The 22,834-nt window shown below is 57.1% G+C and carries 22 protein-coding genes and 1 pseudogene; 14 read left to right on the top strand and 9 right to left on the bottom strand.

Features of this window, described 5'->3' with window-relative positions:
- Positions 1-66 precede the first annotated feature (66 nt).
- Positions 67-630 (top strand): hypothetical protein, encoded by a 564-nt coding sequence (locus SK51_RS20825; RefSeq protein WP_023305642.1) that lies wholly within the window; start codon positions 67-69, stop codon positions 628-630.
- Positions 631-713: 83 nt separating this feature from the next.
- Here the strand turns inward: SK51_RS20825 and SK51_RS20820 are convergent, their stop codons facing one another.
- The 3 genes from SK51_RS20820 to SK51_RS20810 all read right to left on the bottom strand — a co-directional run bounded on the left by SK51_RS20820 (position 714) and on the right by SK51_RS20810 (position 2,310).
- Positions 714-1,043 carry a type II toxin-antitoxin system HigB family toxin gene (locus tag SK51_RS20820; RefSeq protein ID WP_032671566.1) on the bottom strand — a complete coding sequence of 110 codons (330 nt, stop codon included), beginning with the start codon at positions 1,041-1,043 and terminating at the stop codon, positions 714-716.
- Positions 1,044-1,243: 200 nt separating this feature from the next.
- Complete coding sequence (locus tag SK51_RS20815; RefSeq protein ID WP_023299534.1) at positions 1,244-1,654, bottom strand: ASCH domain-containing protein; 411 nt, start codon at positions 1,652-1,654, stop codon at positions 1,244-1,246.
- 200 nt (positions 1,655-1,854) lie between these two features.
- Positions 1,855-2,310 (bottom strand): hypothetical protein, encoded by a 456-nt coding sequence (locus SK51_RS20810; protein ID WP_023305643.1) that lies wholly within the window; start codon positions 2,308-2,310, stop codon positions 1,855-1,857.
- A 703-nt stretch (positions 2,311-3,013) separates the two neighbouring features.
- Between SK51_RS20810 and cspE the strand changes: the two genes are divergently transcribed.
- The gene (cspE, locus tag SK51_RS20805) at positions 3,014-3,226 is read left to right on the top strand and encodes a transcription antiterminator/RNA stability regulator CspE (protein WP_022647355.1); all 213 of its coding nucleotides are present in this window, start codon (positions 3,014-3,016) and stop codon (positions 3,224-3,226) included.
- Positions 3,227-3,452: 226 nt separating this feature from the next.
- On the opposite strand, the gene SK51_RS20800 is transcribed toward cspE, so the two are convergent.
- Positions 3,453-4,349, bottom strand: a complete 897-nt coding sequence (locus SK51_RS20800; RefSeq protein ID WP_023305644.1) for a LysR family transcriptional regulator — start codon at positions 4,347-4,349, stop codon at positions 3,453-3,455.
- 105 nt (positions 4,350-4,454) lie between these two features.
- Between SK51_RS20800 and budA the strand changes: the two genes are divergently transcribed.
- From budA to SK51_RS20775, 5 genes are all read left to right on the top strand, one after another.
- On the top strand, positions 4,455-5,234 hold the full coding sequence (gene budA / locus SK51_RS20795) for an acetolactate decarboxylase (RefSeq protein ID WP_088581799.1): 780 nt from the start codon (positions 4,455-4,457) through the stop codon (positions 5,232-5,234).
- 13 nt (positions 5,235-5,247) lie between these two features.
- Positions 5,248-6,927 carry an acetolactate synthase AlsS gene (gene alsS / locus SK51_RS20790; protein ID WP_022647358.1) on the top strand — a complete coding sequence of 560 codons (1,680 nt, stop codon included), beginning with the start codon at positions 5,248-5,250 and terminating at the stop codon, positions 6,925-6,927.
- A gap of 20 nt (positions 6,928-6,947) precedes the next feature.
- Complete coding sequence (locus SK51_RS20785) at positions 6,948-7,718, top strand: (S)-acetoin forming diacetyl reductase (RefSeq protein ID WP_022647359.1); 771 nt, start codon at positions 6,948-6,950, stop codon at positions 7,716-7,718.
- A gap of 130 nt (positions 7,719-7,848) precedes the next feature.
- Positions 7,849-8,322 (top strand): cold-shock protein, encoded by a 474-nt coding sequence (locus SK51_RS20780; protein ID WP_022647360.1) that lies wholly within the window; start codon positions 7,849-7,851, stop codon positions 8,320-8,322.
- Positions 8,323-8,429: 107 nt separating this feature from the next.
- Positions 8,430-9,128, top strand: coding sequence for a GNAT family N-acetyltransferase (locus tag SK51_RS20775; protein WP_023305645.1), 699 nt, complete (start codon positions 8,430-8,432; stop codon positions 9,126-9,128).
- A 93-nt stretch (positions 9,129-9,221) separates the two neighbouring features.
- On the opposite strand, the gene betA is transcribed toward SK51_RS20775, so the two are convergent.
- The 3 genes from betA to betI are packed head-to-tail and all read right to left on the bottom strand — an operon-like array spanning position 9,222 to position 12,973.
- Positions 9,222-10,886, bottom strand: coding sequence for a choline dehydrogenase (betA, locus tag SK51_RS20770; RefSeq protein ID WP_032676376.1), 1,665 nt, complete (start codon positions 10,884-10,886; stop codon positions 9,222-9,224).
- Between the two features lie 13 nt (positions 10,887-10,899).
- Entirely contained in the window at positions 10,900-12,372 is a 1,473-nt protein-coding gene (betB, locus tag SK51_RS20765; RefSeq protein WP_032676375.1) for a betaine-aldehyde dehydrogenase, read from the bottom strand.
- Positions 12,373-12,385: 13 nt separating this feature from the next.
- A complete protein-coding gene (betI, locus tag SK51_RS20760; RefSeq protein WP_023305648.1) occupies positions 12,386-12,973 on the bottom strand; it encodes a transcriptional regulator BetI in 588 nt (195 codons plus the stop codon).
- 128 nt (positions 12,974-13,101) lie between these two features.
- Between betI and betT the strand changes: the two genes are divergently transcribed.
- The 7 genes and pseudogenes from betT to SK51_RS20725 all read left to right on the top strand — a co-directional run bounded on the left by betT (position 13,102) and on the right by SK51_RS20725 (position 19,428).
- A complete protein-coding gene (gene betT / locus SK51_RS20755) occupies positions 13,102-15,135 on the top strand; it encodes a choline BCCT transporter BetT (RefSeq protein ID WP_023305649.1) in 2,034 nt (677 codons plus the stop codon).
- Positions 15,136-15,273: 138 nt separating this feature from the next.
- Positions 15,274-15,465 (top strand): annotated as a pseudogene (locus tag SK51_RS25795) (type II toxin-antitoxin system RelE/ParE family toxin); the annotation flags it as partial.
- A 65-nt stretch (positions 15,466-15,530) separates the two neighbouring features.
- A complete protein-coding gene (gene nadS, locus SK51_RS20745; RefSeq protein ID WP_003858821.1) occupies positions 15,531-15,815 on the top strand; it encodes a NadS family protein in 285 nt (94 codons plus the stop codon).
- A gap of 211 nt (positions 15,816-16,026) precedes the next feature.
- Positions 16,027-16,938, top strand: coding sequence for a metal ABC transporter substrate-binding protein (locus tag SK51_RS20740; protein ID WP_022647367.1), 912 nt, complete (start codon positions 16,027-16,029; stop codon positions 16,936-16,938).
- A gap of 2 nt (positions 16,939-16,940) precedes the next feature.
- A complete protein-coding gene (sitB, locus tag SK51_RS20735; RefSeq protein WP_023299548.1) occupies positions 16,941-17,747 on the top strand; it encodes an iron/manganese ABC transporter ATP-binding protein SitB in 807 nt (268 codons plus the stop codon).
- Positions 17,744-18,592, top strand: coding sequence for an iron/manganese ABC transporter permease subunit SitC (gene sitC, locus SK51_RS20730; RefSeq protein ID WP_022647369.1), 849 nt, complete (start codon positions 17,744-17,746; stop codon positions 18,590-18,592). The genes sitB and sitC overlap by 4 nt, the downstream gene beginning before the upstream one ends.
- Positions 18,589-19,428, top strand: a complete 840-nt coding sequence (locus SK51_RS20725; protein WP_023305651.1) for a metal ABC transporter permease — start codon at positions 18,589-18,591, stop codon at positions 19,426-19,428. The genes sitC and SK51_RS20725 overlap by 4 nt, the downstream gene beginning before the upstream one ends.
- Here the strand turns inward: SK51_RS20725 and entD are convergent.
- Positions 19,364-20,053: an enterobactin synthase subunit EntD gene (entD, locus tag SK51_RS20720; protein WP_032670972.1), complete on the bottom strand. Its 690-nt coding sequence runs from the start codon at positions 20,051-20,053 to the stop codon at positions 19,364-19,366. The two genes, SK51_RS20725 and entD, sit on opposite strands and share 65 nt — an antisense overlap.
- Before the next feature lie 519 nt (positions 20,054-20,572).
- A complete protein-coding gene (locus tag SK51_RS20715; protein WP_023305654.1) occupies positions 20,573-22,813 on the bottom strand; it encodes a TonB-dependent siderophore receptor in 2,241 nt (746 codons plus the stop codon).
- Between the last annotated feature and the right edge of the window lie 21 nt (positions 22,814-22,834).

The following is a 22,834-nucleotide window of genomic DNA, read 5'->3' as shown; positions in this document are numbered from 1 at the left end:
TGTTGCGGAAAGTATATTTTTCACTCACTATGTGGAGTGTAATCATAGATACTTTAGGGAGGGCTGATGAGAGGGATTAAAGAGGCGTTGAAGCAACTAGCCGTTATTTGTAATGAATACTCGGTATCCGGAAATTTCAATACCGTTAATGACTTGGACAATGCATTTCCAACCAACCTACCTCGTTCCACAGATGTTGATTACTTATATAAAAATTACAATCCGGAAAAATTAAACATTGAAACAGGCTTCACGCCAATTAAAATTCACTCTATCAGTGAGCTCTCGAAGGCTCAAAGTGGTTATGAATACTTACCGGATAATTATCTTGTTATTGGTGATGATTTAGGTGGAGGTAAACCTTTAATTGCGGTTATCGAAGAAGGGAATACCTCTGTCTATGCTAGTTATGATGTAATTGAACCATTTAAAATAGCTAGCAGTCTCTCTGGATTTATATTTTCATTAGCTGAGCTTATTGATTTGGTATATGGTCAATACGGTATCTTTGATATAGCAGATGATAATGACGAAGTGAAAGGTGACTTTATTGATGAGTTGCGGAAAAGAATTGCGCCTCTTATCGGTAATGAAGGTTTTAATGCATTCTATGATTATTTTTATGGCTAGGGTACATGTTTTTTATTTAAATAAATGAATGGGATATGCCTCGCTTGTCAGATTGTTCGCCGCTTTGATGGCTGCTGCAAAGTTCATTCTTTCGTTCTCCGGTAGAGGTACGTGAGCTTGTCATACTCTGCGTGAGTGCTGGTGTGTTTGATGAAGAGCTTTCCGCGCTCAAAATCAGTAAATAACATTACTCTTAAATACCCGCCACCTACGTCAATGACCCACCATTTTTCCCGGTATTTCATCCTCTCCCGGCTGGGGAAGCGCTTTCGCATGTCGTCTGGTGATGGGTAGTGGTCTCCTTTTAGTACCCAGTAAAGATCTTCCAGAGCGAGTTCTTGAATAGGAAAATGTCTGGTGGCCGCGTCGAAAGCGCTCTTGAGACTGCGGGCATTTTTGCCCCTTGTTTCCAGATTGGAAACATTTAAGGTGGTGGTCGGCGGGTTGAGAATGTGGGAATTGTCATGGATTGCAGTTTTCATTTGCTCGTGATAAAGGCGATCATTTAATGAGTGTGAACACTGTAAGAGGTGACTGTGAAAGAAATGTCCACTTTGTGCCAGGAGCGGACATTGTTATTAATAGCAGCAGACGCCAGCCGGACTCTCTCGTCTTACAGCACTTCAACCACTTCAAATTCTTCTGCGATCAACTCCATATCTTTAGAAAAATGACCTTCGCGGGTAAAAAATCGCTGATGCTCATTTCGCCAGTATTGAAGGCTTAAATCGCCTTCACCTTCTTTGCGGGCAAACTCCTCAGTCACATCACAAAAACGCACCAGTCGCATTGAAACCAGCCGGGTCACGCAGACCGGGGCATTCAGGCCATCAAGGATAATGTTATAGCTTCCAATCCTCGGGGCAGACTTTTCTTGCTGGTAAGAGGCAAAGGATCCGCAGGAGGCCGTTTTAATCCCTTTTTTAATCAGGTCCGCAAGCTCGCTGGCCAGTTCCGGGCTGTCTCCCATTTGCCAGGCATCTGCGCCTGGATACTTTACTTTTAATACCTCAACAGTAGCCATTAAGAGCCCTTTTTAATCGTCGATGAAAAATGTCATACAGAGTTTTAACATGAACTTTCCGGACATTAACATTGATGCTTTCCCTCTGCTACTTTGTCCGCTCTTCGCTCTTACCAGACATTCAAAAACAACATTAAATTTTGCGTATGGCCGGGGATCCGCTTCTTACCCAGCAGAACTCCGGCCTCCCATCACCCGCCTCAGTGCGTCGTTATATACGGCTCCTTCACAAACTCTGCCAGCAACCAGACCATATCATGCAGTAGCCCGGTGAGTTCTTTCGCCACGCTCGCAGGCAGTGTCCCGCCCATCACCGCCAGCGTTAATGCCACGGCATAATCCACCTGCAACACCGTTTCCTGCCAGCAGTCCGGCACGCAGGAAGTAATCTTTTCACCTGCAATCAATTGCTCAACCAGATACGACGGAAGCTCTGAGTCACAGCACTCACGCAGCCGCTTCAGCGCGGCCAGCAATCGCTTGCAGAGCGTGGTAAACGTCACTGTGTCGTCAGTTTCCACCAGCACGCTGACATACGCGGCGCAGGTATCAGCCAGCTCGAAAAGATTCGCAAAATCGGAAATTGAAGCGTTGATGAGCTGATGAACAGCGCTTTCTTCAGAGAGCGCATAAGAAAAGTTAGGTGTAGTAGCCATTTAGCATCCTCGTCGTGCAGAAAAGTGTCATGTTATGCTAACGGGTTCCTACGCCCGGTTACGGATGTGCCGCAACGCAGGCACTTTACGACCGTGAAGAAGGGATGAAAAGGGATAACCCTGAATTACATAAGGTTGCTTGCAGGTTTGCGAGGCGGCTTCCAGAAGGGGATTGCCGCGTGGCGGCTACGCCCGACCCGGCCTCCAAAACCACCGCGATACGACCCGTAGGCCCGCGCAAGCGCAGCGCCCCCGGGCACAGTTTGCACTGCGGTTACGTCTTACGCAGACCTTTTCATTTTGAGCATCCCTTCTAATGATGTCTGCGTCGCGCGGGAGGATTTTCCCGCCTGTGAACAAAACACCCCAAACTCCCGGCACAGTGAAAGCGTAGACATTTTGTAGTACATGGTAGACCTCAAGCCAGAACGATGTCTGGCACCGCGACCAGCCATCCGGGCGTTTAAATGGTTAAAATAAATAATAATAATCATTGCGCAATAAATTTCGCTGTGTCTTAATAGCGTCATCGGTTTGGAATACAGACCTTATGAAAGCAGTTTTAGTAAAGCAGTCCTCAGTTCAGGTGTTATCAGTAGATACTCCTTCTTCGTGAGCCTCCTCCTAAGTGCCAAATAAGTAACTCTCGAAATACAGGCCATCATCGCCGCGCTTAAGTGGCTCATAAATTAAGGATTTATCTATGTCTAATAAAATGACTGGTTTAGTAAAATGGTTCAACGCAGATAAAGGTTTTGGCTTTATCACCCCTGACGACGGCAGCAAAGATGTATTCGTACATTTCTCTGCAATTCAGAGCGACAACTTCAAAACGCTTGATGAAGGTCAGAAAGTTTCCTTTACCATTGAGAATGGCGCAAAAGGTCCAGCAGCTGGAAACGTTTCTCCACTGTAACCCGCGCTAAATATCAGTGCGGCGTACGATAGCGATGAAGACAATAATCCGAGCAGTTAAGCTGTACTGATAAAAATTAACCCGCACCTGTGCGGGTTTTTTATTTTTAAAGGGTAATGGTACTGAGTTTTATATGGCAGCCTGCCCGTACTCCCTTCAAATTCAGCCTCAAAAACTGCTTCGCAATAAATTGAGCATCAATACAGTCCGCAGTTTCTGAAAAGGTTCATCCCTGCTCCCGTTCCCCCTCGCTCATCATCGCCAGAAACCGTTTCACCGTCCGTGAGCGTTCAAAGCGCCGCCAGCAGAGCGCGATATCGGTATAAAGCTCCGGTGAGCTCAGCGCGTGGTAGGTGACATTCGGCGGAGAAATAGCGGCCATCGATTTCGGCACCAGCGCGAACCCGCCGCCAGCGGAGACCATGCTCAGAGAAGAGGAAAGTTGTGAAGATTGCAGCGTGTGTTGCATATCGACTCCGGCCCGCTCGCAGCTGCCGTAAACGCGGTCATACAGTCCCGGCGCGACCTCCTGGGGGAACAGCACCACCGGTGTATCCCGAAGCTGCTCTAACGCCAGCGAATCGCACGCAGCCAGCGGATGATCGCGATGCAACGCCACCACCATCGGCTCCCGGTCGAGGATTTTCAACTCGAACACCTTGCTGCTTTCGCACGGCAGGCGCACAAAGGCGATATCCAGTTCACCCTCCGCCAGCATTGTCGTCAGCGAAGACATATTGGCTTCCACCTGGTGAACCTGCACCGCCATGTTCTGCACCTGAAACTGACGAATCAGCGCGAAAATTTTGGGATGAAAGGCGTCGGAGCTGGTGATGCCAATCGACAGGCTGCCGTTCAGGCCGCGCGCGATGCCCCGGGCTTTCTCCAGCGCGGCGTCGCTCAGCGCCAGGATCTTACAGGCGTCCTCATAGAAGGCTTCTCCCGCCTCGGTCAGCTCCACGCCCCGCGTCAGGCGCCTGAACAGCGGTGTGCCCACTTCCTCCTCAAGCCGTTTAATCTGCTGGCTCAGTGGAGGCTGTGAAATACCCAGCGCTTTGGCCGCCCTGGTGAAGTGTCGCTCGCGTGCAACCGCGACAAAATAGCGCAGATAACGAAGTTCCATATCAAAAACGTCTCAAACCAGCATGGATTCTATATTGGAACTCTCTGCTGAATCGGGTCAACATTTATTTAACCTTTATAAATAAAGTTGAAGAGGACGGGCATGATGATGCATTCATCTGCATGCGACTGTGAGGCGAGTTTATGCGAGACCCTGCGTGGGTTCTCGGCTCAGCATCCTGACAGCGTGATCTATCAGACATCGCTAATGAGCGCCCTGCTAAGCGGCGTCTACGAAGGGGAGACGACGATCGCCGACCTGCTGGCACACGGTGATTTTGGTCTCGGCACCTTTAACGAGCTGGACGGTGAAATGATTGCCTTCAGCAGCCAGGTGTACCAGCTGCGCGCCGACGGCAGCGCCCGCGCCGCTAAGCCGGAGCAAAAAACGCCGTTCGCGGTGATGACCTGGTTCCAGCCGCAGTACCGCAAAACCTTTAACGGTCCGGTCAGCCGTCAGCAGATCCACGACGTGATCGACCAGCAGATCCCCTCCGATAACCTGTTCTGCGCGCTGCGCATCGATGGCAACTTCCGCCATGCGCATACCCGCACCGTTCCGCGCCAGACGCCGCCGTACCGGGCGATGACCGACGTGCTGGACGACCAGCCGGTGTTCCGCTTTAACCAGCGCGAGGGCGTGCTGGTCGGGTTCCGCACCCCGCAGCATATGCAGGGCATCAACGTGGCGGGCTATCACGAGCACTTTATCACCGACGACCGTCAGGGCGGCGGCCATCTGCTCGACTATCAGCTGGAGAGCGGCGTGCTCACCTTCGGCGAAATCCACAAGCTGATGATTGACCTGCCCGCCGACAGCGCGTTTTTACAGGCCAACCTGCACCCCAGCAACCTTGATGCGGCTATCCGCGCCGTCGAAAACTAACAGGAGAACTACCGTGAACAGTGAGAAACAGTCACGTCAGTGGGCGCACGGCGCCGATATGGTTGTCGGCCAGCTGGAAGCGCAGGGTGTGAAGCAGGTGTTCGGGATCCCGGGCGCAAAAATCGACAAGGTCTTTGACTCTCTGCTGGACTCCTCCATCGAGATTATCCCGGTGCGTCACGAGGCGAACGCGGCGTTTATGGCGGCAGCGGTAGGGCGGTTAACCGGCAAGGCCGGAGTCGCGCTGGTCACCTCCGGGCCGGGCTGCTCCAATCTGATCACCGGCATCGCCACCGCCAACAGCGAAGGCGACCCGGTCGTCGCGCTGGGCGGGGCGGTGAAGCGGGCGGATAAAGCCAAGCTGGTGCACCAGAGCATGGACACTGTCGCCATGTTCAGCCCGGTGACCAAATACGCCGTCGAAGTCAATTCGCCTGACGCGATTGCTGAGGTGGTATCGAACGCGTTTCGCGCTGCCGAGCAGGGCAGGCCGGGCGGGGCGTTTGTCAGCCTGCCGCAGGATATTGTCGACCAGCCCACCACGGGAGCGATTTTACCCGCCAGCGGCCCGGCGCTGATGGGCCCGGCACCGGAGTCCGCCATTAACGACGTGGCGAAGCTTATCGAGAACGCCAAAAACCCGGTCATTTTACTCGGCCTGATGGCCAGCCAGCCCGCCAACAGCGCCGCGCTGCGCACGCTGCTGGAGAAAAGCCGCATTCCGGTCACCAGCACTTATCAGGCCGCCGGGGCGGTGAATCAGGAACACTTCACCCGCTTCGCCGGGCGCGTCGGCCTGTTCAACAACCAGGCCGGAGATCGGTTGCTGCATCTGGCGGATCTGATTATCTGCATCGGCTACAGCCCGGTGGAATACGAGCCGTCCATGTGGAACAGCGGCGATGCCACGCTGGTGCACATTGACGTGCTGCCCGCCTATGAGGAGCGCAAGTATGTTCCCGATCTGGAACTGGTCGGGGATATTGCCGCCACGCTGAATCTGCTTGCCAGCCGAATCGAGCACAAACTTGAACTCAGCCAGCGCGCCTCGGAAATTCTTGTCGATCGCCAGCATCAGCGTGACCTCCTCGACCGTCGCGGCGCATCGCTAAACCAGTTTGCCCTGCATCCGCTGCGCATCGTGCGCGCCATGCAGGACATCGTGAATAACGACGTAACGCTCACCGTCGATATGGGCAGCTTCCACATCTGGATCGCCCGCTACCTCTACAGCTTCCGCGCGCGTCAGGTGATGATCTCCAACGGTCAGCAGACCATGGGCGTGGCGCTGCCGTGGGCGATTGGCGCGTGGCTGGTCAACCCGGGGCGCAAGGTGGTGTCGGTCTCCGGGGACGGCGGATTTTTGCAGTCGAGCATGGAGCTGGAAACCGCTGTGCGCCTCAATGCCAACGTGCTGCACATCATCTGGGTGGATAACGCCTACAACATGGTGGCGATCCAGGAAGAGAAAAAATACCAGCGTCTCTCCGGCGTGGAGTTTGGCCCGGTCGATTTTAAAGCCTATGCCGACGCCTTCGGTGCGAAAGGCTTTGCCGTCGAGAGCGCCGACGCGCTCGAACCGACGCTGCGTGCCGCAATGGATGTCGATGGCCCGGCCGTGGTGGCCATTCCCGTCGACTACAGCGATAACCCGCTGCTGATGGGCCAGCTCCATCTCAGCCAGATTTTGTGAATCAATATAAGGACAGAGAAATGCAAAAAGTGGCTCTCGTAACCGGCTCCGGCCAGGGGATTGGCAAAGCGATCGCGCTTCGCCTGGTGAAGGACGGCTTTGCCGTCGCTATTGCGGATTACAACGAAGAGACGGCGAAAGCGGTCGCGGATGAGATCACCCGCAACGGCGGGAAAGCCGTCGCCGTGAAGGTGGACGTCTCTGACCGCGACCAGGTGTTTGCGGCGGTGGAAAAAGCCCGCACCGCGCTGGGCGGCTTCAACGTCATCGTCAATAACGCCGGGGTGGCGCCGTCCACGCCAATCGAATCCATCACGCCGGAAATTGTCGACAAGGTCTACAACATCAACGTGAAAGGGGTGATCTGGGGCATTCAGGCCGCGATTGACGCGTTCCGCAAAGAGGGGCACGGCGGCAAAATCATCAACGCCTGCTCCCAGGCGGGCCATACCGGCAACCCGGAGCTGGCCGTCTACAGTTCCAGTAAATTTGCGGTGCGCGGCTTAACCCAGACCGCCGCACGGGATCTTGCTCCGCTGGGGATCACCGTCAACGCCTACTGCCCGGGCATCGTTAAAACGCCGATGTGGGCGGAGATCGACCGTCAGGTCTCCGAGGCAGCGGGTAAACCGCTCGGCTACGGGACCGAGACCTTTGCCAAACGCATTACGCTTGGCCGTTTGTCCGAACCGGAAGATGTGGCCGCCTGTGTCTCTTACCTCGCCGGACCAGACTCCGACTACATGACCGGTCAGTCGCTGCTGATTGATGGTGGGATGGTGTTCAACTAAATTCTAATAAGCTCTGACATGAGTTTTCCCCTGCCCCCGTGCAGGGGCTTTTTTTTGTCTCCTCCGCCATTGTGCATTACACTGCGCGCTGCAAAACTTTAGTCTTAAGATCTGACAGGCGGTAACAGCGATGAACGGTACAATCACAACGTGGTTTAAAGATAAAGGCTTCGGATTTATCAAAGATGAAAACGGCGACAACCGCTATTTTCACGTGATTAAGGTCGCCAACCCTGATCTGATTAAGAAAGATGCGGCGGTGACCTTCGAACCCACCACCAACACCAAAGGCCTTTCCGCGTATGCGGTGAAGGTGATCCCGGAGAGCAAGCATCTTTATATCGCGGGCGAGCGCGTGAAGCTCACCTCGATCAAATCCTTCGTGGTGTTCAGCGAAGAAGAGCCCGTTGAGACCAAAATCGACAAAGAGAACGCGGTGCTGTCGGTGGGGCTACTGATGAACAGCATCAAGCCGAAAAGTGAGAAAAAGCCGGGCGAGATGCGCACGGTGAAGAAGCTGGCGATCACCACCTTCCAGAACACGACGATGATCTTCACCGAAGATGAAATCGACATCGACGCGACGGTTAAGCTGCTGAAGTAATTTCGTGCCGGGTAGCGGCTCTCCCTTACCCGGCCTGCATTTCCTCTCTTTTCGTCCGCTTTTTAACCTGCTATAACAAACTCCTTACCTTTCAGGGAGTCATCGCCGTGCCCGAAATCAATCAATATGGTCAAACCGTTAACGATATCGTCCCGGACTGGAAGTGCGCCCGGGTCTTAACCCGCACCCCGCTCACCGGTCAGTATTGTCGTCTGGAGCCGCTGGACGCCGATCGTCACTCGGCTGATTTATATGAGGCCTACGCGCTGGGTGATGAGAGCGACTGGACGTGGCTTGCCAGCACCCAGCCTGAAAGCGTGGAAGCCACCGCCCACTGGGTGCTCGGCAAGGTGATGGATGACGATCTGGTGCCCTTTGCCGTTATCGATCTGCGCACCGAAAAGGCGGTAGGGCTGGTGAGCTACATGGCGATAGAGCGGTTCCAGGGCTCGGTGGAGATCGGCCATGTCACCTGGTCGCGGAGGATGAAAGGCACCCGCATCGGCACCGAAGCGGTGTGGCTGCTGCTGAAAAATGCCTTTGAGCATAAGTACCGTCGGCTGGAGTGGAAATGCGATTCGATGAACACCGCCTCACGCAGCGCGGCGGAGCGGCTGGGGTTTGTCTGGGAAGGGCGCCTGCGCCAGAGGCTGGTGCGTAAAGGGCGCAACCGCGACAGCGACATGCTCTCTATTATTGACGGCGAGTGGCAGGAAAGGGACGCGGAGTTGCGCGCCTGGCTGGCGGCGGAGAATTTTGACGCGGAAGGGCGGCAGGTTAAGCGGCTTGAAGCATTTCGGCAATAATTTCCCCTCACCCTAACCCTCTCCCAGAGGGAGAGGGGACGATGACACCCTCTCCCTCTGGGAGAGGGTTAGGGTGAGGGGAGAAGTTCGCACTCAGCGGCGAACCGGCGCCCCATCCGCCACATAATACGCCGCCGTGCTCTTCGCCAGCGGCTCGCGCCCGCGAATGCCGTCGGCAATCTTCTCACCAATCATGATGGTGGTGGCGTTCAGGTTGCCAGTGATAATTTGCGGCATAATCGACGCATCTACCACGCGTAACCCTTCCAGCCCGTGAACGCGGCCTTCGCCATCGACCACCGCCATTTCGTCGTAGCCCATCTTGCAGGTGCCGCACGGATGGAAGGCGGTTTCGGCGTGGTTACGCACGAACTCGTCCAGCTGTTCGTCGGTCTGGCATTCGACGCCCGGGCTGATTTCGCGACCGCGATACTTGTCCAGCGCGGGCTGGTGCATGATCTCGCGGGTGATGCGGATCGCGTCGCGGAACTCCTGCCAGTCCTGCTCGTGGGACATATAGTTGAACAGGATCGCCGGATGCTGATGCGGGTCGCGGGACTTAATCCGTACGTGCCCGCGGCTCGGCGAGCGCATGGAGCCGACGTGGCACTGGAAACCGTGTTCTTTCACCGCGTTCGAGCCGTTGTAGTTAATCGCTACCGGCAGGAAGTGATACTGAATATTCGGCCACTCGAACTCCTCGCGGCTGCGGATAAACCCGCCCGCTTCGAAGTGGTTGCTCGCGCCCACGCCTGTGCCGCCAAACAGCCACTCCGCGCCAATCTTCGGCTGGTTCCACCACTGCAGGGCAGGGTAGAGGGAAACGGGCTCTTTGCATTCATACTGAAGGTACATCTCCAGGTGATCCTGCAAGTTTTCCCCCACGCCGGGTAAATCATGTACCAGCGGGATATCAAACTGCTTCAGCAGTTCAGCGTTGCCCACGCCGGAGCGCTGGAGGATCTGCGGTGACGCAATAGCGCCCGCGCACAGCAGTACCTCTTTCTTCGCTGTCGCTTTTGAAGGAATGGTGCTTTCGCCTTCCAGCCACTCGACGCCCACCGCGCGCTTGCCGTCAAAGATAATGTGATCGGTCATGGCGTGGGTGCGGATGGTCAGATTCGGGCGCGGTTTGGCCTGATCCAGATAGCCGCGCGCGGTGCTGGCGCGTCGGCCCTGCGGCGTGACCGTGCGATCCATCGGGCCAAAGCCTTCCTGCTGATAGCCGTTGAGATCGTCGGTGCGCGGGTAGCCCGCCTGCACGCCTGCCTCCACCATCGCTTCAAACAGCGGGTTCACGCCCGGCTTAGAGGTGGTGACGCTCACCGGACCGTCGCCGCCGTGGTAGTCGTTCGGCCCCACGTCGCGGGTCTCTGCCTTGCGGTAGTAGGGCAGGCAGTTGAGATAGCTCCAGTGCTCCAGACCCGGTTCTTTCGCCCAGTTGTCCAGATCCATTGCGTTGCCGCGCACGTAGCACATGCCGTTGATCAGCGACGAGCCGCCCAGCCCTTTTCCACGTCCGCACTCCATGCGGCGGTTGTTCATGAAAGGCTCTGGCTCGGTTTCATACGCCCAGTTGTAGCGCTTGCCCTGCAACGGGAAGGCCAGCGCGGCAGGCATCTGGGTGCGGAAGTCAAAGCGGTAGTCCGGCCCGCCCGCCTCAAGCAGCAGGACGGTGGTGTTCGGATCTTCAGTCAGTCGTGTTGCCAGAACGTTGCCGGCAGAGCCGGCCCCGATAATGATGTAGTCAAATTGCAAATAAACCTCCCGGTTAAAATATGGACTGGAATTTACCCATCTCAACCTGGATGGACTTCACCTGGGTGTAACTCTGAAGCGTCATGACGCCGTTCTCGCGGCCAATGCCGGAGTGTTTGTATCCGCCCACCGGCATCTCCGCGGCGGATTCGCCCCAGGTGTTGATCCAGCAGATGCCCGCTTCGAGCTGATGAATAGCGCCGTGGGCGCGGTTCAGATCGGCGGTGACAATGCCCGCCGCCAGACCGTAGTCGGTGTCATTGGCGCGACGAATGGCCTCTTCGTCAGTGTCATAGGAAAGAATGGACATCACCGGGCCGAAGATCTCTTCGCGCACGATGGTCATTTCGTCGGTGCAGTCGGTGAACACGGTCGGGGCAACCCACGCGCCGTTATCAAAGCCGTCACCCTTCAGCACGTCACCGCCGCACAGCACGCGCGCGCCTTCCTCTTTGCCTTTGGCGATGTAGCGCATCACGCTGTCGCGGTGCGGGAAGCTGACCATCGGGCCGAAGTTAGTGTTTTCATCGAACAGGTCGCCCGCGCGGATGCGGCCCACGCGCTCAACGATTTTTTGCTCAAACGCGGCTTTAAACTTCGCGGGCACGAACACTCGGGTGCCGTTGGTGCACACCTGACCGGAGCTGAAGAAGTTGGCCATCATGGCGATATCTGCCGCGAGATCCAGATCCGCATCGTCAAACACTATCAGCGGGGATTTACCGCCCAGCTCCATCGTTACCTCTTTCAGGGACGAGGCCGCCGAGTTCGCCATCACCTTTTTGCCGCTGGCGACGCCGCCGGTAAAGGAGACTTTGGCGATGCCCGGATGCTCGGTCAGGTACTGGCCGGTTTCCGCGCCCACACCCGGCAGAACGTTAAACACGCCGTCCGGCACGTCCGCTTCGGTGTAGATTTCCGCCAGTTTCAGGGCGGTAAGCGGCGTTACTTCGCTCGGCTTGAAGATCATCGCGTTGCCCGCCGCCAGCGCCGGGGCGGATTTCCACAGGGCGATCTGGATCGGATAGTTCCACGCGCCGATGCCCGCCACCACGCCCAGCGGCTCGCGGCGGGTATAGACGAAGGAGGTCTCGCGCAGCGGGATCTGGCTGCCTTCCAGTGCCGGGATCAGCCCCGCGTAGTACTCCAGCACGTCCGCGCCGGTGACGATGTCGACGGTCGAGGTTTCAGAAAACGCTTTACCGGTGTCGAGGGTTTCCAGCTTTGCCAGCTCGTCGTTGCGCTCGCGCAGGATATCGACGGCGCGACGCAGGATGCGCGAGCGCTCCATGGCGGTCATCGCCGCCCAGATTTTTTGCCCGCGCTTTGCGCTATCCACGGCGCGGTCCACGTCTTCACGCCCGGCGGCCTGCACGCTCGCCAGAACTTCACCGTTGGCCGGGTTGATGGTCTCGAAGGTGCGACCGCTGGTGGCGGATGTATAACCACCATTGATATAAAGCTGCTGTTCTGCCATTCGGGACATGCTTCCTCCTCGGTTATTCGGTCGGTAAATGCTGGCTGATAAAGTGGCTGGTAAGCGACTGGGCCAGGGTTTTATCCAGCGGTTTGCCGCTGAGCGCGGCGCGCAGCCACAGCCCGTCAATCAGTGCGGCGAGCCCGTAGCCCGCCTCTTCAGCCTGTTCACGCGGCAGTTCGCGGCGGAATTCGTACACCAGATTTGAGAGCAACCGGCGGCTGCTGACCTGCTGCAAACGATAGAGCATCGGCTGATGCATGCTGCTGGCCCAGAAGGCCAGCCAGGCCTTCATCGCCGCGCCGCTGACCTGGGTTTCATCAAAATTGCCGCCGACAATCGCCTGCAAACGCTGCTCTGCACTGCCTTCCGGCAGGGCGCGTAAACGGCTTAATACCGCATCGCGTAACTGACCGGTGATGTCGCGCATGGTTGCTTCCAGCAGACCGTTTTTATCTTTGAAATAGTGGCTGATGATCCCCGTGGACACGCCCGCCCGACGGGCGATTTGCGCGATGGTTGCGTCATGCATTCCCACTTCATTAATTGCTTCCAGCGTGGCATCGATGAGCTGCCTGCGCCGGATCGGCTGCATCCCCACTTTGGGCATTTTTGCCACTCCATTCATCAGCGTTGGTAATCTATTAAAGCGGTTTTTGATTGGACGTTCAATATAAAATGTGTCTTAATTGTTGCGATTTTGGATTTTAATAGTTACAAAAACAGTGGGGATACTGGATGACAGACCTTTCACAAGACAGAGAAAAAGACAAAATCAACCCGGTCGTTTTTTATACGTCCGCCGGGCTGATTTTGTTGTTTTCCCTGACGACCATCTTCTTTCGTGATTTTTCTGCCGAGTGGATTGGGCGCACCCTGAACTGGGTGTCGAAGACCTTCGGCTGGTACTACCTTCTGGCGGCGACGCTCTATATCGTCTTCGTCGTCTGCATTGCCTGCTCGCGCTTCGGTTCGGTGAAGCTTGGGCCGGAGCAGTCCAAGCCCGAGTTCAGCCTGCTGAGTTGGGCCGCGATGCTGTTTGCCGCGGGCATTGGCATCGACCTGATGTTCTTCTCCGTGGCGGAACCGGTCACGCAATATATGCAGCCGCCGGAAGGGGCAGGGCAGACGATGGAGGCCGCGCGTCAGGCGATGGTCTGGACGCTGTTCCACTACGGCCTGACGGGCTGGTCAATGTATGCCCTGATGGGCATGGCGCTCGGATACTTTAGCTATCGTTATAATTTGCCCCTTACCATCCGCTCCGCGCTGTACCCGATTTTCGGGAAAAAGATCAACGGCCCGATTGGCCACAGCGTCGATATCGCGGCGGTGATCGGCACCATCTTTGGTATCGCCACCACGCTCGGGATTGGCGTGGTGCAGCTTAACTACGGGCTGAGCGTGCTGTTTGACATCCCGGATTCGATGGCGGCGAAGGCGGCGCTGATTGCGCTGTCGGTGATCATCGCTACCATCTCGGTGACCTCCGGCGTGGATAAAGGTATTCGCGTGCTCTCCGAGCTGAACGTCGCGCTGGCGCTGGGGCTGATCCTGTTCGTGCTGTTTATGGGCGACACCTCGTTCCTGCTCAACGCCTTAGTGCTCAACGTAGGTGATTACGTGAACCGCTTTATGGGCATGACGCTGAACAGCTTCGCCTTTGACCGCCCGGTGGAGTGGATGAACAACTGGACGCTCTTCTTCTGGGCGTGGTGGGTGGCCTGGTCGCCGTTTGTCGGCCTGTTCCTGGCGCGCATTTCGCGTGGGCGCACCATCCGTCAGTTCGTGATGGGCACGCTGATCATCCCGTTCACCTTCACCCTGCTGTGGCTGTCGATTTTCGGCAACAGCGCGCTGCACGAAATTATCCACGGCAATGCGACCTTCGCGCAGGAAGCGATGGTGCACCCGGAGCGCGGCTTCTACAGCCTGCTGGCGCAGTACCCGGCGTTTACTTTTAGCGCGTCCGTAGCAACCATTACCGGCCTGTTGTTCTACGTCACCTCGGCGGACTCCGGCGCGCTGGTGCTGGGGAACTTCACTTCGAAGCTTAAAGACATCAACAGCGATGCGCCGAACTGGCTGCGCATCTTCTGGTCCGTCGCCATCGGCCTGCTGACGCTCGGGATGCTGATGACCAACGGTATCTCTGCGTTGCAGAACACCACGGTGATCATGGGCCTGCCGTTCAGCTTCGTGATCTTCTTCGTGATGGCCGGGCTGTATAAATCGCTTAAGGTGGAAGACTACCGCCGCGTCAGCGCCAGCCGCGACACCGCGCCGCGGCCGATGGGCGCGCAGGACAGGTTGAGCTGGAAGAAACGCCTGTCGCGCCTGATGAACTACCCGGGCACGCGCTACACCAGCCAGATGATGGAGACGGTCTGCTTCCCGGCGATGGAAGAGGTGGCGCAGGAGCTGAAGCTGCGTGGCGCCTACGTGGAACTGAAAAACCTGCCGCCGGAAGAGGGCGAAACCCTGGGGCACCTGGATCTGCTGGTGCACATGGGCGACGAGCAGAACTTTGTTTATCAGATCTGGCCGCAGCAGTATTCGGTTCCCGGCTTTACCTACCGGGCGCGCAGCGGGAAATCGACCTACTACCGGCTGGAGACCTTCCTGCTGGAAGGGAGCCAAGGGAATGATTTGATGGATTACAGCAAGGAGCAGGTAATTACGGATATTCTGGACCAGTATGAACGGCACCTGAACTTTATCCATCTCCACAGGGAAGCGCCGGGGAATAGCGTGATGTTCCCGGATGTCTAAACGGATTCTTAAAATACCTTCAGACTGTATATAAATACAGTTATTTGGCGCAGCATTACTCAAGGAAGAGTAACCATGCAGCAAGAGCCTGATGCTGAAGCATTCGGGCTTTTGCTGCGTTTAGGGAAGGAACTATGGATGAGTCATGCGATAGAGTTTATCGAAACATCACTCTTTACCCGACAGATTAAAAGCATTGCTACGGATGATGAATTAAAGGATCTGCAAGAGGTGATCTATTTCATTATGGCCTATCCAAAATGCATAAAGGACAGCCTGACAGAGACAGAGAAAGCAGAACTTAAAAAGCTGACTTCCATTCTGAAAGATACTGCTTCCAGTGACGTAAATTTGAGGTGTACTATGTACCCTAATCAGGCAGGTGGAGGCTGATAATGAGTATTTTTAATGAATTAAAATCTTCGCTTGAAGAGGCCGTTGAGATCCATAACGGAAGAAAAGCCGCTTCCCGGGTAACCCGCTATGAAGTTGCTGATGTGCGCGCCATCAGAGAGCAGCTCAATATCACGCAAAGCGAAATGGCGAAGGCGCTTGGCACGAGCGTCGATACGATAAAGAGCTGGGAGTCTAAACGTCGCAACCCAACCGGGCTGGCGGCGAAGGTACTTAATGTGATTCGGGAGAATCCTGCATTTTATAAGGCACTTGCCGGGCAGTGAGTCGCCCTTATGCCGGGTGGCGCTGCGCTTACCCGGCCTACAAAACTCCAAAACTGCTTTACCGTAGGCCTGATAAGCGAAGCGCCATCAGGCTCTCCCTCCGTTGATACAACTTTAATGATAATTATTTTCATTTAAATATAGCCTGTGCTATACCTTATAGCACGGGCTAATTTTGCTTTTAATTTAATCACCTCAGGAGACTTCTGCGATGCATCCACGGCAAGGATTGAAGCGTCTGTTGCTCGGCGCGCTGCTTATGACCGCGACCACAACCGGCGCGCTGGCGGCTGAAAAGTTCCAGGTCATCACCACTTTTACCGTTATCGCTGATATGGCGAAAAACGTAGCGGGGGATGCCGCAGAGGTCACCTCCATCACCAAACCGGGCGCGGAAATTCACGAATACCAGCCCACCCCGGGCGATATCAAACGCGCGCAGAAGGCGCAGCTGATCCTGGCGAACGGCATGAATCTGGAGCTGTGGTTCCAGCGCTTTTATCAGCATCTGAACGGCGTGCCGGAGGTGATTGTTACCAAAGGCATCACCCCGATGGGCATCAGCGAAGGGCCCTATAACGGCAAGCCCAACCCGCACGCGTGGATGTCGCCGGACAACGCCCTGATTTACGTCGATAACATCCGCGACGCGCTGGTGAAGTACGATCCGGCCAACGCGCAGACCTATCAGCGTAACGCCGACGCCTACAAGCAGAAGATCACCGCCACTCTCGAACCGCTGCGCAAGCAGGTCACGGCGATCCCGGTAGACAAACGCTGGATGGTGACCAGCGAAGGGGCGTTTTCCTATCTGGCGCGGGATTTGGGCCTGAAAGAGCTGTACCTGTGGCCGATCAACGCCGATCAGCAGGGCACGCCGCAGCAGGTGCGCAAGGTTATCGATCTGGTGAAAAAACATCACATTCCGGCGGTGTTCAGCGAAAGCACCGTCTCGGATAAGCCCGCCCGTCAGGTGGCGCGGGAAACCGGCGCCCATTACGGCGGCGTGCTGTACGTCGACTCTCTGAGCGCAGAAAACGGCCCGGTGCCGACCTATATCGATCTACTGAACGTCACCACCCGCACGCTGGTGCAGGGCATCCGCGACGGGATGAAGGAGTAACCATGCAGAAGGGGATTGTTGTAACCGACGTGACCGTGACCTACCGCAACGGCCACACGGCGCTGCGCGACGCGTCGTTCAGCGTGCCGGGCGGATCGATTGCCGCCCTGGTGGGGGTGAACGGTTCCGGCAAGTCCACGCTGTTTAAGGCGGTGATGGGCTTTGTGCGGGCGGCGAGCGGCACTATCTCCATTCTCGGGCTTCCGCCTCACCGGGCGCTGCGCCTGAACCTGGTCGCCTACGTGCCGCAGTCGGAAGAGGTCGACTGGTCATTTCCGGTGCTGGTCGAGGACGTGGTGATGATGGGCCGCTACGGGCATATGGGGTTTCTGCGTCGGCCTAAAGAGCGCGACAGGCAGATTGTAACCGACGCCCTGAAGCGCGTGGACATGCTTGAGCTGCGTCATCGGCAGATTGGCGAGCTCTCCGGCGGCCAAAAGAAGCGCGTGTTTCTGGCGAGGGCGATTGCCCAGCAGGGCGAGGTGATCCTGCTCGACGAGCCGTTTACCGGCGTGGACGTCAAAACCGAAGCCAGGATCATCAGCCTGCTGCGGGAGCTGCGCGACGAGGGTAAAACGATGCTGGTTTCGACCCACAATCTGGGCTCGGTCACGGAATTCTGCGATTACACGGTGATGGTCAAAGGCACCGTGCTGGCGAGCGGCCCGACGGATATCACCTTTACCGCCGAGAATCTTGAGCGCGCCTTCAGCGGTGTGCTGCGCCACGTGGTGCTCAGCGGCTCGGAAGATCGCATTATTACCGACGACGAACGCCCCTTCGTCACGCACCGACAGGAGGCCAAATGAACGCGCTTCTCGAACCCTTTGGCTACGAGTACATGCTCAACGCGATGTGGGTCTCGGCGATGGTGGGCGGGCTGTGCGCGTTTCTCTCCTGCTATCTGATGCTCAAAGGCTGGTCGCTGATCGGCGATGCGCTGTCGCACTCCATCGTGCCGGGCGTAGCGGGCGCTTACATGCTCGGACTGCCGTTCTCGCTGGGGGCGTTTTTATCGGGCGGGCTGGCGGCGGGCAGCATGCTGTTTCTCAACCAGCGCAGCCGCCTGAAGGAGGACGCCATTATCGGGCTGATCTTCTCCTCGTTTTTCGGGCTGGGGCTGTTTATGGTCTCACTCAACCCGACCTCGGTGAACATTCAGACCATCGTCCTCGGCAATATTCTCGCCATCGCCCCGGAAGATATCGTCCAGCTGGCGATTATCGGCGTGGTGTCGATAGTTATCCTGCTGTTCAAATGGAAAGATCTGATGGTGACCTTTTTTGATGAGAACCACGCCCGCGCCATCGGTCTGCGCCCGGAACGTCTGAAAATTCTCTTCTTTACGCTACTGGCGGTCTCTACCGTGGCGGCGCTGCAAACCGTCGGCGCATTTCTGGTGATCTGTCTGGTGGTTACGCCCGGTGCGACCGCCTGGCTGCTGACCGATCGCTTCCCGCGCCTGTTGATGATTGCCGTCGCCATTGGCAGCATCACCAGCTTCCTCGGTGCGTGGGCCAGCTATTACCTGGACGGCGCCACCGGCGGCATTATCGTGGTCGCCCAGACGCTGCTGTTCCTGCTGGCGTTCGTCTTTGCGCCGAAGCACGGGCTGCTTGCCAGCCGCCGTCGGGCGCGGGAGGCACATCCATGATGACGCAGCTCCTCGAACCGTTCCAGTTTGCGTTTATGAACAACGCCCTGATGATTTCACTCCTGGTGGCCGTGCCCTGCGCGCTGCTGTCGGTTTTTCTGGTGCTGAAAGGCTGGGCGCTGATGGGCGACGCCATGAGCCACGCGGTGTTTCCCGGCGTCGTGCTGGCCTGGATGATGGGCCTGCCGCTGGCGCTGGGCGCATTCGTGGCCGGTCTGTTCTGCGCGGTCGCCACCGGATACCTGAAGGATAACAGCCGAATCAAGCAAGATACGGTTATGGGGATCGTCTTTTCCGGCATGTTCGGCGCCGGGCTGATCCTCTATATCGCCGTCAAACCTGAGGTGCATCTCGACCACATTCTGTTCGGCGATATGCTGGGCATTAACGGGATGGACATTTTGCAAAGCGGTCTCGTCGCGGGGTTGATTGCGCTGGTGATTGGCCTGAAGTGGCGCGATTTTCTGCTGTTCTGCTTTGACTATCAGCAGGCGCAGGCGAGCGGCCTGCGCACCCGCTGGCTGCACTACGGCTTACTATGCATGGTTTCGCTGACCATCGTGGCGACGCTGAAAGCGGTGGGTATAATTCTGTCGATTTCGCTGCTGATTGCCCCCGGCGCGGTGGCGGTGCTGATCACCCGACGCTTTCACATGGCGCTGCTGGTGGCGGTCGCCGTTTCAGCGCTGGTGTCGGTAAGCGGCGTTTATGCCTCGTTTTATCTCGACAGCGCGCCCGCGCCGACCATTGTGGTCCTGTTCGCGATGGTGTTTATCGTGACGTTTGTGTTGACCAGCGTGAAGGCACGTCGGCAGGAGCGTGTGACAGCAGGGTGATGACCTGTTCGCCGTGCTGCTGCCAGTGAAGGGTGAAGGCAGTGCCTTCCTCAAAGCCTGCAAGTTGACGGGTCAATGCCAGCGTAAGCGTCCTGTCGTCGAGCAGGGTAATGCGGGCGCTGTCAAAACCCATCCAGGCCTGCACCTGCGGAAAGAGGGCCTTGAACAGGCTCTCTTTGGCGCTGAACGCCAGCGTCAGGGCGAGGGCGAACGGGTATCCCGAGCGGGAAAGCACAGGTTCTTCCTGCGTATCAATAATGCCGTCTTTGATTTCCCAGGCTTCGTTTTCGGAAAGGATCGTTTCACAATCGATGCCGATAAGCGCAGGGTATTGCGTGACGACGGCCATCGCCTGCGTGCCGCTGTGGGTGATGCTGCCGGAAATACCTTGCGGCCAGAGCGGTTCGCCGCTGGGTCCGATGCCGGGGATTACGCGCTCGTTTAGCGCATGCGCCGCGGCGATGCGGCCTGCCAGGTGGTCGGATTTGCGCTTGCGTCCGGCGTCAGCCAGCTGTGCGTGATGGGGGAGCCAGAGGAGATCGGCGTCGATGAAGGTGGTGGGGTCGAAAGTGATGCGGTGAAGGGTGTGGCCGGCGAGAGAAAATGTGCTGTGGGTTGTGTGCATGGTTTTCCCTTCAGTATTGTGCGGCCTGATGCCCTCACCCCGGCCCTCTCCCAAAGGGCTGAGGGTTCCCCACAAATTAATGCGAGCACTGAGCAATCCCCTCGCCCCTCCGGGGAGAGGGTTAGGGTGAGGGGAACATACGGCGGTGGTGGTCATTCCGTTCACTTTATGTTCCTTGCTACTCTGTAACGACATGACCGGTGAACGTGCCAGGGTGGCTCAGTCGCCACCACCCTGGCGACCCGGGCTCCCGGCGGTAAATCGCCGCTTCGCGGTGCCCTCGGCTTATTCCTTCCGGCTTATCGGGTACGGGCGGAGGCAACGTCCCTGTAAAGCCGCCCTCTCGGCGCATCCCTGCGCCTCGCCCCGGCCGGAAGGCAAACGCCTCAGCGATTTACAGCCGGACCAGGGCATCGCTGACAGCCCTCAGTCATTTAGAAAGCAACTTTATTGCTTCTGCATAAAAAAATTACTGGGGATCCCTCAGCCCACAGGGAGAGGGGGAAGTCACTGCCTGTATCAGAACCTCGTATTCACGCTCATGTACCAGGTGCGACCCGGCTCATTATACGTATACGCACCCGCACCGTACATATACGCACCCGTCGTGGTATTACCCGTGGTCTGGGCGTTACCGGCGCGCCACTGGCGCTTGTCGAAGACGTTGTCCACGCCGCCGGTCAGGCTGACGTTTTTCGTCACGTCCCAGGTCGCGCTCAGGCCAACGATGCTGTACGGGCTGACTTCGTCTTTCTCAGACCCGGTCACCGGCTGACCTTTGTAGTTGTACTTCTTCGGCTGCTGCTTGCCGTACCAGGTGAAGGTCGACTGCAATGAGACATCCTGACGTACCTGCCAGCTCAGGGTAGAGTTCAGCGTATACTCCGGGATGATCGACAGACGATCGCCGGTCTCCTTGTTCTTGCTTTGCAGCATGTAGGTGATGTTGTTGGTCCAGTTGATGGTATCGCTGACCGGCACGTTCAGGGAGCCTTCCAGACCTTCCACTACCGCCTTCGGTACGTTTTCCCACTGGTAGATATCGGTGGTGACTTTGCCGGTGGACGTCTGGCCAATCGGCGCGTAGCCCGCTTCAATCTTGTTGCGATAGTCGTTGCGGAACCAGGTCACGCCCGCCAGCCAGCCGTCGCGTTTCCACTCCAGGCCAATCTCTTTGTTGATGCTGGTTTCCGCTTTCAGATCGTCGTTACCCATCATGTAGCAGCCCACGCCGTCGGAGCTGGCGTAGCAGCCCTGGCCTTTACTGTACAGCAGGTAGTTCGGGTTGGTCTGATACAGGCTTGGTGCTTTATAGGCGCGCGCGATGCCCATCTTCAGGGTGAAGTCATCCCCCAGACCTTGCGACAGGTTCAGGGACGGGCTCCAGTTATCGCCGACAATAGTGTGGTGATCGAAGCGCAGGGCAGGGGTCAGCATGGTGCTGTCGGTCAGCTCCATGTTGTTTTCGGCGAACAGGGAGAAGATCTCCGCTGACGTGTAGGGGCTACGGTCTTCGCTCATGCCCGGGATGGTGCCGCCCTGCTGGGTTTGCGTGAAGGAGGTCGAGTCCTTCATGCGCTGCTGGTTCCACTCGGTGCCGAGCGTCAGGTTCTGGTTCACAATGAAATCAATCGGTAGGTTGATTTCGCTGTGCAGCATCACGTCGGACAGATCGGTGTCGGTGAATTTATTGCTGTTGAACAGACCTTCAGTACCGCCCGCCAGTCCTTCACCCAGACGGGAGTTGCGGGTGTGCTCGTACTGCGCCCAGTTGCTGGTGGTAATGCCGTTATCCCAGCCGCCGTTCCAGGTCACGGCGAAGTTCTGGCGATAAATACGGTTCGTCTCTTTACCGTAGTTCTTCTTCACCAGCGCGTTGTCGTTGTTGGTGTTCTGCGTGTCGCCCGCATACAGGTTGTTCTGGCGGCTGTAGCCCGCTTCAAACTCCAGCGACTGCATTGGTGCGAAGTCCCAGCGCACCACGCCGTTGATGTCTTTGTTTTCCACACCTTCACGGCCTGCGGGCAGGGTGTTGGCGTAGGCACCGGTACGTTCAGACTGGTGACCCTGGTTGATGTCCCACGCATCGGCCTGGGTTTTGTCCAGGTTACCAAACATGCGGAAGCTGAAGTCGCCGCCCAGCGGGCCGCTCAGGCTGAAGTTGGTGCGTTTAGTCGAACCTTCGTCCTTATGTTCTGGCGCGTTCAGGTAGGTGTTCCAGGAGCCGTGCCACTGGTCGTCGAATTTTTTGGTGATGATGTTCACCACGCCGCCCGCCGCGCCGTTACCGTAGCGTGCAGCGGCCGGGCCACGGATCACTTCGATGCGCTCGATCATCTCTGGCGGTACCCAGCCGGTATCGCCGCGGGTGTCACGCTCGCCGCGCCAGCCCAGACGGATGGAGTTGCGGCTGGTGACCGGCTTGCCGTCAATCAGAATCAGGGTGTTTTCCGGGCCCATGCCGCGAATGTCAATCTGGCGGTTGTTCCCGCGCTGGCCGCTGGTGGAGTTGCCGGTCAGGTTAACGCCCGGCATGGTGCGGATGATTTCCGCCACGTCGCGCGCGGGCGGGTTTTTGCGGATCTCATCGGCGGTGATGGTCGACACGCCCGGCGCCTGCAAATTCTGCTCGGCGGCGGTGATCACCATGGTGTCTTCGTGCTGCGCGGAGGCGGTGTTGTCGTCTGCCATGGCGGGCAGCGCGACACCATAAATCCCTAAATTGACCAGCAAGGCCAGAGAGTGAATCTTCTTATTCATTGTACGTCCCGCTTTTATGGT

This window comes from Enterobacter sp. MGH85 (genome assembly GCF_001037655.1).
GTDB lineage: Bacteria > Pseudomonadota > Gammaproteobacteria > Enterobacterales > Enterobacteriaceae > Enterobacter > Enterobacter intestinihominis.
The sequence above is the reverse complement of the archived record's forward strand: the minus strand, read 5'-3'. Positions and strand labels throughout refer to the sequence as shown.